Consider the following 15,107-nt stretch of genomic DNA (forward strand, 5'->3'; position numbering starts at 1 on the left):
CGATTAGTTCGAGATTATGAGTTATTGCCCGAAACATCGGAGACGTTTATTTACCTTGCCATGATCCGGATCATGGTGAGGCGATTGGCATAAAATTTCACCACTCAAAACTTTTCAAACACCCTCTTACACTAATGCAAATTTTCGCACATTCTTAACTACTCTAATTCCTGAATTCTTCCCATTTACGGTAGCAACGAGATGTAGTGTAATAAGGATGAAAAACCTCTAAAAAATTGCTCTGAAGTGTCTTGTAAAAAGTTTCTATTACGTCAGGATCATCAAGGTGAAAAGGGTAATCTTGATTAAAACCTTTAAAGAAATACCAGTTGAGGATAGTTTTACCACCAGGTTTCAGTGCTTTATGAAACTTGAGTAACTGCTGAATGGGATCTGACAAATGTTCTAAAACATCAAAGGAAATAATTGTATCAAATGTCTCATTTTCTGGCATTTCCATGCAAAAACTCATTTTGTGATTTAATTTCATTTGCTCACATCGATAACGCACAAAATTATAATTAATCGGATTAATATCACAATAAACCACTTGCTCAACCTTTGGGCAAAGGGCAGCATTAATCGCATGAGTACCAATTCCACCACCAAAATCTAACACCCGACCTTGGGCATGATCTACAATCAAATGTAAAATATTTTCAATATTTTGACTTTGTTCTAAATGCCAGTTTCCCAACTCAAATAAATAGACATCTCCTACCTTGTCACGATAAAAATTCGCTGCTGTTTCCCAATCAAAATCTTTATAGCCTAATTCGGCCATTTTTTCCTGTCCTACTGCTAACTTTTGTTCTAGTGTTTCTGAATCTAAATGTAAAAATTCCTGTAAGTGCTGCTTTAAATCAAATGAACTTTGCCAATATTCGCTTAAAAACGCTGGAGCAGGGTACTTAGCCATAAATCTAACTATTTTTATCAGTGGTTTATATTTTAAACTGAATCAACCTCTAATGTTTAACTGGTACTTAATAGAGTCTGCGGTATTGACTAAGAGAGCCTATCAGTGTAATGTAAATCACTAGCATTATTAATTGTAATGCTATCTTTTTAGTATGAATTAGTTAAAAATTAAGCATTTAAACTAATAACAATGAATAGTAATCTAATCATAGATGTTGGCGTTAATACAGGACAAGATACAGAATTTTATTTAAAAAAAGGTTTTAAAGTTATTGGTATTGAAGCTCAACCTAGTACTTACGAATCTGCAAAGCAGCGACTCAAGTATTACCTTGACAAAGGTCAACTCATTCTTTTGAATGTAGCTGTATCACCAAAAGATGAACCAGTTAGTTTTTATGCCAATTTAGAAAAAGACTTTTGGGGTACGACATCATTAGATAGGGTGAATGAAACCCAAGAGTTGTTTGGAACAAATTTTACTGAAATAACTGTTGAAGGAAGAAGATTTGAAAGCATTTTGGAAGAATTTGGTATTCCTTACTATCTCAAAGTTGATATTGAGGGTAGTGATTTACTTTGTGTAAAAGCATTAAAAAAATTTGACACGAAACCACAATTTATATCTATAGAATCAACCAAGACATATTGGAATGATTTATTGGAAGAACTTGCTTTACTAAAAGAACTTGGTTATCAAAAATTTAAAGCTATTAATCAAGCACGAGTACCTAAACAGGTATGTCCATTACCAGCAAGAGAAGGTGAATATATCCCTTATCAGTTTGAATATGGTGCTAGTGGACTTTTTGGAAAGGAAACTCCAGGTGATTGGCTGTTAGAAAGTGAAATAATCAAAGTTTATAAACGTATTTTTTTGACATATAAAATAATTGGATTAAATGGGATTATTCACCGGTTTCCAATCGGAAAGATATTTCTAGATGCTCTCAAAATTAGGGAACCTTGGTATGATACTCATGCCAGCTTATGAAAAAATACAGATAATTGAAGAATATTATGAAGCAAATTTATTGCCTAATTGCCTACTGCAACAAGTAAAATCATTAATCAAATATGAGTGTTATGAGTCCTATAAATTTTGATTTGATTCCAGAAATATCAATTGTTATCTGTACTTACAACCGGGCAAATTACTTAAATAGAGCAATTGATAGTGTTGTTGCTCAAACTTTTAAAGATTGGGAACTTTTAGTAGTTGATGATGGTAGCGAAGATAATACCTTTGAAGTTGTTAATAATTACGTTCAACAATTCAATAATATTCGTTATCTTAAACATCGCAATAAAAAACAAGCGTATGCTAAAAATGCTGGAATTCAGGCATCTTTTGGAAAATACATAACATTACTTGACAGTGACGATGCTTATAAGCAAAATCATCTAGAATCGCGGCTTGAATACCTGAAAAAGCATTCAGAAATTGACCTCATTGAAGGAGGATTCTTTTCTGAAGAAGAGATTTTTGTAGCTGATTATTATCAACCAGACCAAATCATCAATTTACGTGAATGTGTTTTAGGCCCTACATTCTTTGGTAAGAGGCGAGTATTTTTTGAGTTGCAGGGATTTAAGAATATTTCTTATGGAGAAGATACAGACTTTTGGGAACGAGCAGAAAAAATTTTCAAAACTCAAAAAGTCACAGAACCACAAACTTACGTTTATACAAGAGCAGAAACAAGCGTTACTAAGGATAATTTGGAACAGCGATCATTAACCTAAAAACTTTAATTCACTTTAGTTAGTATAGCTGTCAAGCTGCTTCAAACATGCACATTTGTCATATTATTCTAAATAACATTGGTGGAGCGCCAAAAGTTGCTGATTCTCTGATTACTTCCCAGAGTAACGCTGGTTGTAAAGTATCTGCTGTTGTTCTGACTGTTTTAGATTTACAGTGGATGGTATCTTTTAAAGCTGCAAAAAATGTGATTGTAATGAAAGTTGCAGGTACGCAATTATTTATCGGAGGAATAATACAACAAATATGGATAGCGATACAATTAAGTAAAGTTATTGCTGAACAGAAGCCAGATATTGTTATTTGTCATACTGCATTTATTACCAAGTTATTTTATATTTCTCAATTTATTTCTGGAAAATTTTCTGTACCCTATATTAGTTATATTCACAGCGATTATATTTCTGAATCATTGAGTAAAAGTAAAATAAATTCAATCAAAGCCAGAATACAAAACCAATATATAACTATTGATAATTGGATCAATTTAAATGCACTCAAACAAGCCAGTGGAATAGTTCTTGTTTGCAAAGCTCTTTATGAAAAATTTTCAAGTATTGGACTAAATCATGATCGAATGGTGATATCTTACAATCCAGCTATAAATGATACAAGTAACGAAATTCTGCACCCCATAGCCGATTCTTGGTTAAATAATTCAGATTTAGTTACTTTTGTATGTGCTGCCAGATTTCACAAACAAAAAGACCATAAAACCTTACTTAAAGCATTTGCTAAAGTTAGTAAAACTCATACAAATATCCGTCTAATTTTGCTAGGAGATGGTGAACTAGAAACAGAAATACAAGCTCTAGCAAATTTTTTAGCTATTAATAATATTGTCCTTTTTGCTGGGTCTGTTAACAATCCTAGAGCTTATTTCTCACTATCTAGAGCAGTTGTACTTTCTTCGCATTTTGAAGGCTTTGGACTGGTTGTTGTAGAAGCTGTAGCCAGTGGTGTAACATTTATTGCTAGTGATTGTCCAGTTGGCCCTGGCGAGATTTCTGAATTACTAGAATGTGGAACTTTATTTCCGCCAGGTGATGTGGATGCTTTAGCAGAAGCAATGATGAACTGTGTAAAAACTCCTAAAGAGATTATCGATCGCTCTCAGCAAATTGAACGAATTTTTAGTGAATCTAGCTGTGCAAATAGATTAGAAAGCTTAATATTTGATATCTTACACCATACTCAATAACGATATGTTTAAATCTGTTTGGCAGTTTTTACTGCGGGGAATGGTTGTGAGCTTGTGTCTAATATGTTTATCTGGTTGTCAGTCAATCACACAGAAGGACGATGGCGTAATTCATCTCACATTATGGCAATCTATCAATCCCCCTATATATCGAGATGTTTTTCAACAACTAGTAGATAGATTTAACCAAACTCATCCTGATATTTTCGTGGAATCTATCTTTGAGTCTGATCCACAATTACCGAAAATATTGACATCAGTTGTTGCTAATGTACCGCCTGATATTCTGTCATTTTATCCTGAATATACAGGTCAATTTGTGGAATTAGGAGCAATTCGACCGTTAGAAGATTGGTTAGAAAAATTGCCAGTGAAGTCTGATATTCGACCTAATTTACTGGAACAAATGCAGTTGAATGGTCATATTTGGTCAGTACCAATGGACACAAGTAATGTTGGAATTTTCTATCGACCTAAACTTTTTGCAGCTGCGGGAATTACAGAAATACCCAAGACTTGGGAAGAACTCAGACAGGTAGCGAAAAAATTAACCATAGACCGCAATGGCGATCGCCGTCCTGAACAGTATGGTATGTTATTACCCTTAGGAAAACAAGGATGGACAGTCTTTAGTTGGTTTCCCTTTTTGTACGCTGCGGGAGGCGAGATTGTCACTAATAATCGCCCCAATTTAACCAATGCAGGTGCGATCGCGGCCTTAAAATTTTGGGAAGACCTCATCAAAGATGGTTCTGTTATGCTTTCTCCTCCAGAGCGAGGCTATGAAGAAGATGCTTTTTTGACAGGGCGTGTGGCTATGCAAATTACTGGGCCTTGGACATTAATCATGAAATCTGCTGTTGATCATGAAGTATTTCCTATCCCCGCAGGTGTTAAGAGTGCTACAGTCACAGGCACAAGAAATTTCTTTGTGATGAAAACTACGCCAGCTAGAGAGCAAGCTGCACTCAAGTTTTTAGAATATATTTTGAGTGAAGAATTCCAAACAGAATGGAGTGTGAAAACCGGTTTTTTGCCAGTCACACTCAAATCTGCTCAAAGTAAAACTTATCAAGAATTTATCAACAGCCAACCACTGTTAAAAGTATTCTTTAATCAGCTACCCGTAGCAAAGGCTCAACCAAGAATTGCTGGATATAGTCGCATTTCTGACAGTCTTGGTCGCGCTATTGAAGCCACTTTACTAGGTACAGATCCAGAAACAGCACTGAAAAAAGCGCAAGCTAACCTAGATTTAATTTGGGAGCAGAATTCAGAAGTCAAAACTCAAAAGTCAGAATAGTTAAATCGTTAAGTAGAGTGTGTTACGCATTGCTTTAACCCACCCTACAACTAGAAATCATCTTTTGCTTCCATACTTTGAGCTAAAGCTTTATGCGCTACTTTAGTAACATAAATAGTCACAGCAACAGTAGCAACTAATCCAATCACTTGCATAATCAGCTGATAAGTTTGTGCTTCTGGAGTGAGTACTTGATTAGGCATATTAGCCATAGCTAAATTTCCAGCTAATGACCCAATATAAACATACATTACTGTTCCTGGAATAATCCCGAAAGAGCCTAATATATAGTCTTTTAAGGAAACTTGCGTTACTCCAAAAACATAATTTAATAAGTTAAAAGGAAAGATAGGACACAACCGAGTTAACAAAACAATTTTCCATCCTTCTTTAGCAACTGCCAAATCAATTGCTTTTAGTTTAGGATATTTTTCAATTTGACGTGATACCCAATTTCGTGATAAATAGCGTCCAATTAAAAATGCTAAAGTTGCACCAATAATTGCTGCAATTAATACATATACTGAACCCCAAAACAAACCAAATAAACAACCAGCTTTTAAAGTTAAAACAGAACCTGGAACAAATAATAATGTGGCTAAATTATAAATACCTATATAGGCAACAGCACCCCAAATTCCGAGACTGTTAACTTGGGCGACTAAAGTCTGAAAAATTGCTTGAAAGTTAAAAAATCTAGCAGCAAATATCAATGCAGCTACAAACATACTTAATAGTAAAAATTTGAGTTTACTATTGAATTTTGATTTTGATTTTGCAATCATGATATCTACAATTAAAAAGATATTTTTATTATAAATAACTAATAAAATTAACCGAAAATTTTAGTATTTAATGGTGTGTTACGATTAGTTATAACTTTCTTGAACGCTCGAATACTTGCCCGTAACACACCCTACTGGCGTGGCAAGGCTAAAATGTTGCATTATTATCTGCGTCTAAGTAGAAAGGTGCAAATAAACCGAACTATGTAACGGAAAGTAAAGTAGCTTGAAAACCTCTTCCCTTCTGCCTTCTGCCCTCTGCCTCCTGCCTGGTCATAGCGACAATTTTTAACACCTACCTACTTATGTGCGGTTAATTATTTCTTTCATCCTATACATAGCTTTGGATGAAAATATGCTATTTAGATGAGAAATAGCTTAAATTCTCCTAAATTTTTCCTTGCGATACCAGCTACGGATTCGCGTTGGTGAAACCCCAAGCAAATAAGCAACAATAATAATTTGATTTAGTAGGGTAGTTTTAAAAACCCCTTTTTGCAACCATCTCCGAGCAGAAGTCACTACTGGCGTGCTGATAATTACAATGCGTCCAGTAGACTTTAAATGCCGGATGAATTCAAAGTCTTCCATGATAGGTAATTCAGGGAAACCACCAATTTTTTGAAATACTTCTTGAGTTACAAATATTGCTTGATCACCGTAGGGCATTTGCAAAAAACGCGATCGCCATTTTACCCCTAATTCTACCAATCTTAAAGCTAAAGGTGAGGCATCAATCTGTAAATCAAACGCACCAGCTACACTCCCAGGCTGTTGTAGCGCCGTGCGTATCATCGCATCAAACCTCAAAGGTAAACGAGTATCTGCATGAAGAAACAGCAACACCTCGCCACTAGCAACCACCGCACCTGCATTCATTTGCACAGCACGGCCAGGAGGTGATGAAATAACTTTAGCACCCAAAGATTGAGCAATTGCTACTGTTTCATCACTAGAGCCACCATCAACCACAATCACTTCTATATTTGCACTAGATAGAGTACTGGCGATCGCTCCTTTAATATTTCCTGCTTCGTTGAGAGTGGGAATAATGATTGAGACTTGAGCAGTAGTCAGGTTTACCAAACTCATTAGTATGATTTACACGCGTCATGTAAGCATACTACAGTTATGTGAATAAACGCTTTCTCATCGCCAAGGCTTCCATGTACAGGGGTTCGGCCTTGTTGCGAGATTTAGTTGCGATCGCTTGAGGCTATTGGGGCAATATGTTGCTGAAGCATTAGTGTACACCAACTTCCTGAAGGAATAATCAATGCTTAATCTAATTACAATTAATTATTAAACTTGGGCTGTTATATTTCGGGTTGGTTCAAGTACAACTTTTTACTAACTCAGAATTATCCTAAGTCAATACAAGCTAAACACAGCCTGATTCCCAAGTACTCTTCCTAAATAATAGCGAAATTCAAACTCGATCTAAACACAAATTGATGTAATCGTCATTTTGATGAGACGATGCCCTTGGCAAAGTCTTTGACGAACACATCATTACTGATCTATATTCATCAACTGCCCAGTATTGCGTAACTACAGAGTTTTGGGTTGAATTCATTGTTGATAAATGAGCGATCGCAGCTAAGTGCAACTACTTTAAAGATATTTGCAACATTTTTGTTGATTCATATTGCCCTAATCACAAATATGAATTCTCAATCAACTTAAACTCTTCACCATTGGAGTTTGAGTCAAATTCAGCAAATCTATCCCTCAAAAAAGTGAGGTTTCTACTCATGAAATTTCCTAGATTGAAGCTCCAAAAAAATCTTTACCTTCCAGTGGTAATGACTTTAGCATTAGTATTAATACTTGCATTTAGTAATTATGTTAGTGCAAAGACTCCTTTAACTCGTGACAACGGCGCTCCAGTCGGCGATAATCAAAACTCCTGGACTGCCGGAGCAAATGGCCCCGTATTACTTCAAGATGTACATTTAATTGAAAAGCTGGCTCGTTTTGATCGCGAACGTATTCCAGAAAGAGTTGTTCATGCTCGTGGTGCTGGAGCCTATGGTGAATTTGTCAGCAATGGCGAGTTGTCAGACATCACAATGGCTGCTCCTTTTCAAAAAGCTGACAAAAAAACACCTGTATTTGTACGTTTTTCTTCAGTAATTCACCCTCAAGGTTCACCAGAAACTTTGCGCGATCCCCGTGGATTTGCGACTAAATTTTATACCGACCAAGGAAACTGGGATTTAGTCGGTAACAACTTACCCGTGTTCTTCATCAGAGATGCCATCAAGTTTCCTGACATGGTTCATTCTCTGAAACCTTCGCCAATTACAAATAAACAAGATCCCAATCGTGTATTTGATTTCTTCTCTCACATACCAGAAAGTACCAATATGTTGACTTATGTGTTCTCAGATATGGGTACACCTGTCAACTATCGAGAAATGGATGGTTTCAGTGTCCACGCTTACAAATTTGTGAATAGTAAAGGTCAATACAAGTACGTCAAGTTTACTTGGAAATCTCTACAGGGAGTGCGTAACTTTACAACCCAGCAAGCACAAAAAATGCAAGGAAAAGACTTTAGTATCCACACTACAGACCTTTACGAAAATATTCAGCGTGGCAACTATCCGGCTTGGGATTTGTATGTGCAGATTCTCAATCCTCAAGATATGGACAAGTTTGAATTTAACCCTCTAGATCCGACTAAAATTTGGCCTACTAATCTGGTTTCCATGCGTAAAGTAGGCACAATGACTCTAAATCGACTACCAGATAACTTCTTCCAAGAAACTGAGCAATCTGCTTTTGCGCCCAGTAACATCATTCCTGGCATTGAACCTTCTGAAGATAGACTTTTACAAGGAAGAATCTTTTCCTACGCAGATACCCAAAGGCATCGTCTTGGCGGAAACCACATGATGCTATCTGTTAATCAACCCCAAGTTAAGGTTAACAATAAAAACCAAGATGGTTATGCCAACTACTACAATACTAAATCTGACCTGAACTACGAGCCTAGCCAGGAACCCACAGATCCGCAACAAGACAGTAACTATCGCTACTCTCAGTTACCAATCGCTGGTACAACTCAACAGCAAAGAATTCAAAAAACTCTCAATTTTGAACAAGCTGGAGAACTCTATCGCTCCTTTAGTAAGCAAATGCAGGACAATTTGATTGCTAACTTGAAGGAAGATTTAGGAGCAGTCAAAAATGCAAATATCCGGACTCAAATCACTGCTTTCTTCTACAAAGCCAATCCGGAATATGGAACCCGTGTAGCTCAAGCAGTAAATGTTAGTTTAGATGCAGTTAAACAACGTGCTGCTGAACTGAACTGATATAGATTTGAAAGATTGCTCTCTAAATGTGATATTGTAATCCTCAATAATAGACAAGAAACAAAATACCCGACTTCTTAAAGAAGTCGGGTATTTGAAGTTGAAGCTATCTTCCGTAGGTTGAGTGAAAGTGGAATCCAACAAATGCCATTAACAAAACTACAAAATTCTCAACTACAAAAATATCTCGATTCAAGAAGTAAAATTTACGCTGCAATTATTTTCCCGATAAAAATATTTTTTAACAATATTATGTTTTGGTGTTGGGTTACGGCGCAAAATAGATTTACTATATCGCTACAATATCTCTCGTACGCCTCCACCCAACCTACTTTTTTTCAATTACATTATTCCCCAGTAATTGAAAGTCCCTCAACCCAAACCCTAGGAGCAACACCGCCTGGTGTTAGCTCAACTTCTTTTTCCATATAAACAATTGATTTCAGAACTTGTAAGAAATCACCAGCAACCGTTGCTGACTCAATACTTGTCTTCACACCTTTGTGAATTAGCCAACCATCAAAAGGCAAAGAAAATGAGCCTTGCAATGCTTTTACACCAGCGTGTAAAGCATGTAAATCATCGATAAAAATTACATTTTCCGCAGTTTCTAAACTTAATTCTTGTTCAGGAAATGCGGCTGCAAACACATGATAAAAGTTAGGACTAACACTAACTTTTGCACCAATACTTGCATTACCTGTGGGTTGAGCATTCAGTCTTTTAGCAGTACCAGCACTGTGTAAAAAGCCTGTCAATACACCATTTTCAATTAATGTCACCTTACGAGTGGGTGTTCCTTCACCATCAAAAGTTTCCGCACCAACATTAGCCGGATGTAGTGCATCATCGTAAACCGAAAGCAGTGGAGAAGAAATTTCTTTACCTAAATCATCGGGAGTAGACAGGCTTTGTTTATCCAAAATGCTTTGAGCATTGAACAAATTAGAAAAAGCACCCAACAAACTTAAAAAAGCATCAGGCGAGAAAACAACTAAATATTTACCAGACTGAATTTTTTCATAGTTCAAGTGACTGATAGTTTTATCAGTAGTTTCTTTGATGCAACCATTAATGTCAAGATCACCAACACCGCGACTAATTCTAAAAGCACTACCACTGCGTGGTTTTTTATTTTCTTCTTCAGTTTTACTGTAAAGATAAACTGAGGCGATAGAATGAGATTCTTTTCTAACTGCACCATCACTATTGAGATAAAATCTGTCAATATCTCTTTGAGCCAAGCCGTTGTAAGGTACACCCTTAATTGCTGGATGAGCCGTTAGTAGTTCTTTTTCTGCTCTCAGCAGTTTTTCTATCAATTCGGAAACTGGGGCTTGAGGCGTTTTATCATCTGGTGTGTGAGAAATAGGAACCGTCGCCTCTGGACTAAAATCAGGTGCATTTTCTTTAACACCAAAAAAACTAGCTTCATAAGCAGTTTTTAGTGCTAATTCTAATCCTGTGGGGTCTACATCTGTGGTGCTGGTGACACCAATTGTATTATGTTCATTCCAAACACGCACGGTAACACCAGAGCGATTTGAGGCTTTAACTTGTTTTGGCTCACCTTGATCTACTTGGACACTGGTTTCGTCTATGGTTGAGCCATAGATATCGAATTTTTTGATGCCAAGTTTCTCGGCGTTTTCTTTGGCGTAATTTGCAATATCGTTGATATTAGGCATAGTCAATTTTAGATTTTGGATTTTAATTTAACCGCCGATGGACGCAGATGTTTTGCCTTTTCATCTGTGTGCATCTGTGGTTTTATAAACGGATAATTAGCGGCCGCCGACGGTGATAGAGTCAACTTTGAGATGAGGTTGTCCAACTGTGGTGTAAATGCTGCCACTGACAGAACCGCAGAAACCTGGTGCTAATTCTAAATCTTGGGAACACATGGAAATTTTGTTCATAATTTCCTTGGCTTCACCAATGAGAATTGCTCCTTTTAGTGGTTTGGTGATTTTGCCATTTTCGATTAAATAAGCTTCATCGACACTAAAGTTAAATTGTCCTGTACCACCAACACTACCGCCACCCATTTTTTTGCAATAAATACCTTTATCAATTGAGGCAAATAAGTCTTCATTTGTATATTCACCAGTTGCTATATAGGTGTTACGCATCCGACTGGCAGCTGCAAAGGTATAGTTTTGACGGCGGCCACTACCTGTTCTGGGATGTCCAGTACGCCAGGAACCTGCTCTATCTGCTAGGAAGTTTTTGAGAACGCCTTTTTCTATTAGTAAAGTTCTTTGTGCTGGCATACCTTCGTCGTCCATGTCAATTGTACCGAAGGCATTTTCGGCGCGCCCTTCATCCCAAGCTGTTAAACTTTCGTGAGCAATTTTTTCGCCTTTTTTATCGGCAAAGGGTGTAGTATTACGCTCAATTTGAGTGGTTTCTAGTAGGTGTCCACAGGCTTCATGGAAGATTACCCCACCAAAGTGATTGGCCATGACAATGGGGTAAGTACCTGATTCAACATAATCTGCGTAAAGCATCTTCCCAGCAGATTCGGATATTTGCTCGGCGGCTTGTGTATAGTCCCAAGTTCTTAGAAAGTTAGCATCGCTGGTGTTTCCCGCACGTTCACCGATAGAAGCACGATTTGCACCATCGGCACACAATAAGTTAAATCCTACCGATTGGGTGAGGCGAATGTCACGGGCAAAGGTTCCATCACTGGAAGCAACTAGCACTTCTTGCCAATCTCGGAAATAAGTTGCGCGGCGAGATTGTACATGGCTGGCTTTTTGGTTCAGACTAGCAGTACCATCCAAAAGGATTTCGCCCATTTCGCGGATTGAGCTACACAGTTCTAACCATCCATTTTTGCCTCTTTTGGTGGCGTAATCCCGCAATAATTCCAGATTGATTTCCGGGATGAAGGAATAAGGTGCGGGTAACTGTAAGCCTAAGATAGAAAGTCCTTTTTCTAAGGCTGCTTTTAATCCAGAAAAGGAAAGGTCATTTGTGCTGACGTAGCAATCGCCTTTGCCACGAAATACTCTAACTCCTGCGCCTGTGGCTAAACTGGGTGAAATGCTGGTGATAGCATCATCTTCTGCTAAACAACTAATATAGTTGCGACGCTCTAAGAAAAATTCAATGAAGTCAGCACCGGCGGCGCGTCCTAGTCCCAAAAGGGTAGCCAGGGGGGCTTCCCACGTTTCATCGAATTTTTCTGTTGTGGAGGAGTATGTTAAGGTTGGAAGTTGGTTCGAGAGAAGTAGGGTACTTGTAAGCATGGGTAGCCTCGTGTGCTGGCTGAATTTCAGAGATTTAACTGAAAAATCCTAGTGTGTTAACTCTAGCAAATTTACCCAGAATAGAGAGGCAGGGGGCAGAGGAGCAGGGCGCAGGGGAGATGATTTTTTGTTTGTTGTTTCCATGTATATACAATAATAGAATTAATTCCCTCCTGCCTCCATATTGCCTTGACGAGCGAAGATTTCAATCATTTCGCTGCGGGTGAGGTTATTTTCAGCCGCTAATTCAGCCAACTTTTCCCAAGCTGTGTCTGTGAGTCTAATAGACCTTAATTGTTTAGGTTCTGAGCCGTAATCTGTTTGAAATTTGCCGGAAGAGTTACGTCTGCGCCTGGGTGATTTTTGTCTTGTACCGGAATATTTATCTGCAAGTTCAGTTTTAGGAATTTGATTAATAGTGATTAATTTAACTAGATTATCAATCAGGCGATCGCGCTCCATTGGTAAAATGTCTTGACCATGCAGCATATACTGAAGAATCATAAAATGTACTAGTGTACCAATAAAAATACGTGCAGCTACCTCTGGGTCAGGTAGTTGTAGTTCTGGATGGGCGGCAAAATATTGGCACATAAGTTCCAACCCAGGTTTTTCTATGTTGCGGAGGAAGACTTGCGCTAGTAGGGGGAATCGCCCCGATTCACCAATAATTAATCTGATTAAGCCGAGAAACTCTTGTTCGCAAGTAACCTTCTCTAAAACATTGGCCGCTACTTGGCGCAGCACAATTTTAGGTTCGCCTTGGTGAAATTCTGGGTCTTGGGGGTTAAATAATGGCAGACATTTTTCTTGAGCTAGTCGCTCAACAAGTGCTGCAAATAATGTTTCCTTGTCTTGAAAATAGCTGTAAACAGTTGTTTTTGACACTCCCGCTGCGGCTGTCACTTTATCCATTGTTGTAGCAGCATAGCCATTTTCGAGAAACTCTTGCATTGCGCCCGCTAGGATAGCATCGACTTTCTCGGCTGAAGGTGAACGGTCTATATTGTCTTGTTCTGTCTGTCTTTTGTTTTTTCTCATCTTCTGATTTTCTGGCTAAATCAACCTAGCGTAAAAGGGAGTGGGGAGTAGGGCTGAAATTTTCGGATGACTCTTGACATTATTGTAATGTACAGTTTAGTTTAGTTACAGTTAAACTAAACTAGATTGTTTAGTTAGCGTCCTAAACAAAAGGGGGCTTACGGTGAATAATGCAGCAGTTAAAGGTTCCGCATACTTCAAGCCTAGCTCTCGCCAACTAATAATGTTGGCAGCAGCGATAGGTTTTGCGATCGCAGGTTATAAATTTTGGCAAGTTCAATCAGCGCCTACCATTGCAGCGCCAACAACAGAGGTAAGCATACCGCAAATTACTACGGTGACAGCATTAGGTAGGCTAGAACCGAAGGGAAAGGTAATTAAACTTTCGGCCCCTGCTGCTAGTCAAGGCAGTCGGGTAGAGAAATTGTTAGTCAAAGAGGGCGATAAAGTAAAGGCTGGACAAGTAATTGCTATTTTAGATAATAGCGATCGCCTAGAAGCAGCTTTACAAGAAGCCCAAGAGGCAATCAAAATAGCCAAGGTCAATCTGGCGAAAGTCCAAGCAGGTGCGAAAGTGGGCGAAATCGAAGCCCAAAAAGCCGAAATTTCCCGCGTACAAGCCCAAAATATTGGTGAAATCAGAGAACAAAGGCAAACTGTTGCTAGGTTAGAGGCGCAATGGCAAGGTGAGAAAACAGCCCAACAGGCAACAATCAAAAGATTAGAAGCGGAATTGAAAAATGCTCAAGCAGAATTTCGCCGCTATCAGCAACTTTACTCTGAAGGTGCAATTTCCCAATCTACCTTTGACAGTAAACGCTTGAGTGTAGATACTGTTACCGAGCAGTTGAGCGAAGCCAGAGCCAATCTTAACCGCATAGATGCTACTGGTAGCAAGCAAATTAGCGAAGCCAAAACAGTTCTGGCGCGGATTGATTCTACTGGTAGCAAGCAAGTCCAATCAGCCGAAGCCAACTTAGACCGCATAGCCGAGGTACGCCCTGTTGATGTGCAAGCTGCAAAAGTAGAAATTGACCGGACTATAGCAGCGGCGAAGCAAGCCAAGGCAAACTTAGATCAAGCTTATGTTAAGTCGCCCCAAGACGGTGTAATCTTCGACATTCATACACGTTCTGGTGAACAAGTATCCAACGACGGCATCGTAGAAATTGGACAAACTAATCAGATGTATGCAGTTGTAGAAGTTTATCAAAGCGATGTCAGAAAAATTCGTCCTCAACAAAAAGTGCGAATATCTAGCAACTCGCTCCCTAGTGAACTACAGGGAAAAGTTGATTGGATTGGCTGGAAAGTGCAGCGTCAAAACGTCATCAACACAGATCCCAGTGAAAATATTGACTCTAGAGTTGTAGAAGTTCATGTGCAGCTAGATAACGCTTCTAGCACCAAAGCCGCTAAATTTACCAATTTGCAAGTCAAAGCGGTGATTGAATTATGACAAATCAATCGAACCACAGAGACGCAGAGAACGCGGAGAAATAAGAGTTTGG

Annotated in this window: 12 protein-coding genes and 1 pseudogene; 7 read left to right on the plus strand and 6 right to left on the minus strand. The window is 38.4% G+C overall.

The features are described from left to right. Nucleotides 1-93, plus strand: a pseudogene (locus tag IQ259_RS10760) (IS5/IS1182 family transposase); the annotation flags it as partial. A gap of 70 nt (nt 94-163) precedes the next feature. On the opposite strand, the gene IQ259_RS10765 reads toward IQ259_RS10760, so the two are convergent. Then, nucleotides 164-919, minus strand: a complete 756-nt coding sequence (locus IQ259_RS10765; RefSeq protein WP_193884509.1) for a class I SAM-dependent methyltransferase — start codon at nt 917-919, stop codon at nt 164-166. Between the two features lie 192 nt (nt 920-1,111). Here IQ259_RS10765 and IQ259_RS10770 point away from each other — a divergent pair, with 192 nt between their 5' ends. The 4 genes from IQ259_RS10770 to IQ259_RS10785 all read left to right on the plus strand — a co-directional run bounded on the left by IQ259_RS10770 (nt 1,112) and on the right by IQ259_RS10785 (nt 5,190). Continuing rightward, entirely contained in the window at nt 1,112-1,915 is an 804-nt protein-coding gene (locus tag IQ259_RS10770) for an FkbM family methyltransferase (RefSeq protein ID WP_193884511.1), read from the plus strand. A 92-nt stretch (nt 1,916-2,007) separates the two neighbouring features. After that, entirely contained in the window at nt 2,008-2,667 is a 660-nt protein-coding gene (locus IQ259_RS10775; protein ID WP_193884513.1) for a glycosyltransferase family 2 protein, read from the plus strand. Between the two features lie 47 nt (nt 2,668-2,714). Continuing rightward, entirely contained in the window at nt 2,715-3,887 is a 1,173-nt protein-coding gene (locus IQ259_RS10780) for a glycosyltransferase (RefSeq protein ID WP_193884515.1), read from the plus strand. A gap of 4 nt (nt 3,888-3,891) precedes the next feature. Continuing rightward, nucleotides 3,892-5,190 carry an ABC transporter substrate-binding protein gene (locus tag IQ259_RS10785; protein WP_193884517.1) on the plus strand — a complete coding sequence of 433 codons (1,299 nt, stop codon included), beginning with the start codon at nt 3,892-3,894 and terminating at the stop codon, nt 5,188-5,190. Nucleotides 5,191-5,240: 50 nt separating this feature from the next. Here the strand turns inward: IQ259_RS10785 and IQ259_RS10790 are convergent, their stop codons facing one another. Beyond that, nucleotides 5,241-5,975, minus strand: coding sequence for a TVP38/TMEM64 family protein (locus IQ259_RS10790; RefSeq protein ID WP_193884519.1), 735 nt, complete (start codon nt 5,973-5,975; stop codon nt 5,241-5,243). A 378-nt stretch (nt 5,976-6,353) separates the two neighbouring features. Continuing rightward, nucleotides 6,354-7,067 carry a TIGR04283 family arsenosugar biosynthesis glycosyltransferase gene (locus IQ259_RS10795; protein ID WP_193884521.1) on the minus strand — a complete coding sequence of 238 codons (714 nt, stop codon included), beginning with the start codon at nt 7,065-7,067 and terminating at the stop codon, nt 6,354-6,356. Nucleotides 7,068-7,780: 713 nt separating this feature from the next. Between IQ259_RS10795 and IQ259_RS10800 the strand changes: the two genes are divergently transcribed. Further along, nucleotides 7,781-9,298 carry a catalase gene (locus IQ259_RS10800; RefSeq protein ID WP_228014478.1) on the plus strand — a complete coding sequence of 506 codons (1,518 nt, stop codon included), beginning with the start codon at nt 7,781-7,783 and terminating at the stop codon, nt 9,296-9,298. Between the two features lie 347 nt (nt 9,299-9,645). On the opposite strand, the gene IQ259_RS10805 is transcribed toward IQ259_RS10800, so the two are convergent. The 3 genes from IQ259_RS10805 to IQ259_RS10815 form a co-directional block, all read right to left on the minus strand. After that, on the minus strand, nt 9,646-10,986 hold the full coding sequence (locus tag IQ259_RS10805; RefSeq protein ID WP_193884525.1) for a TldD/PmbA family protein: 1,341 nt from the start codon (nt 10,984-10,986) through the stop codon (nt 9,646-9,648). Nucleotides 10,987-11,082: 96 nt separating this feature from the next. After that, a complete protein-coding gene (locus tag IQ259_RS10810; RefSeq protein ID WP_193884527.1) occupies nt 11,083-12,555 on the minus strand; it encodes a TldD/PmbA family protein in 1,473 nt (490 codons plus the stop codon). Nucleotides 12,556-12,717: 162 nt separating this feature from the next. Beyond that, the gene (locus tag IQ259_RS10815; RefSeq protein ID WP_193884529.1) at nt 12,718-13,596 is read right to left on the minus strand and encodes a TetR/AcrR family transcriptional regulator; all 879 of its coding nucleotides are present in this window, start codon (nt 13,594-13,596) and stop codon (nt 12,718-12,720) included. A gap of 223 nt (nt 13,597-13,819) precedes the next feature. Between IQ259_RS10815 and IQ259_RS10820 the strand changes: the two genes are divergently transcribed. Beyond that, nucleotides 13,820-15,055 (plus strand): ABC exporter membrane fusion protein, encoded by a 1,236-nt coding sequence (locus IQ259_RS10820; protein ID WP_193884640.1) that lies wholly within the window; start codon nt 13,820-13,822, stop codon nt 15,053-15,055. Nucleotides 15,056-15,107: the final 52 nt, after the last annotated feature.

It is taken from the genome of Fortiea sp. LEGE XX443, from assembly GCF_015206815.1.
Classification (GTDB): domain Bacteria; phylum Cyanobacteriota; class Cyanobacteriia; order Cyanobacteriales; family Nostocaceae; genus Nostoc_B.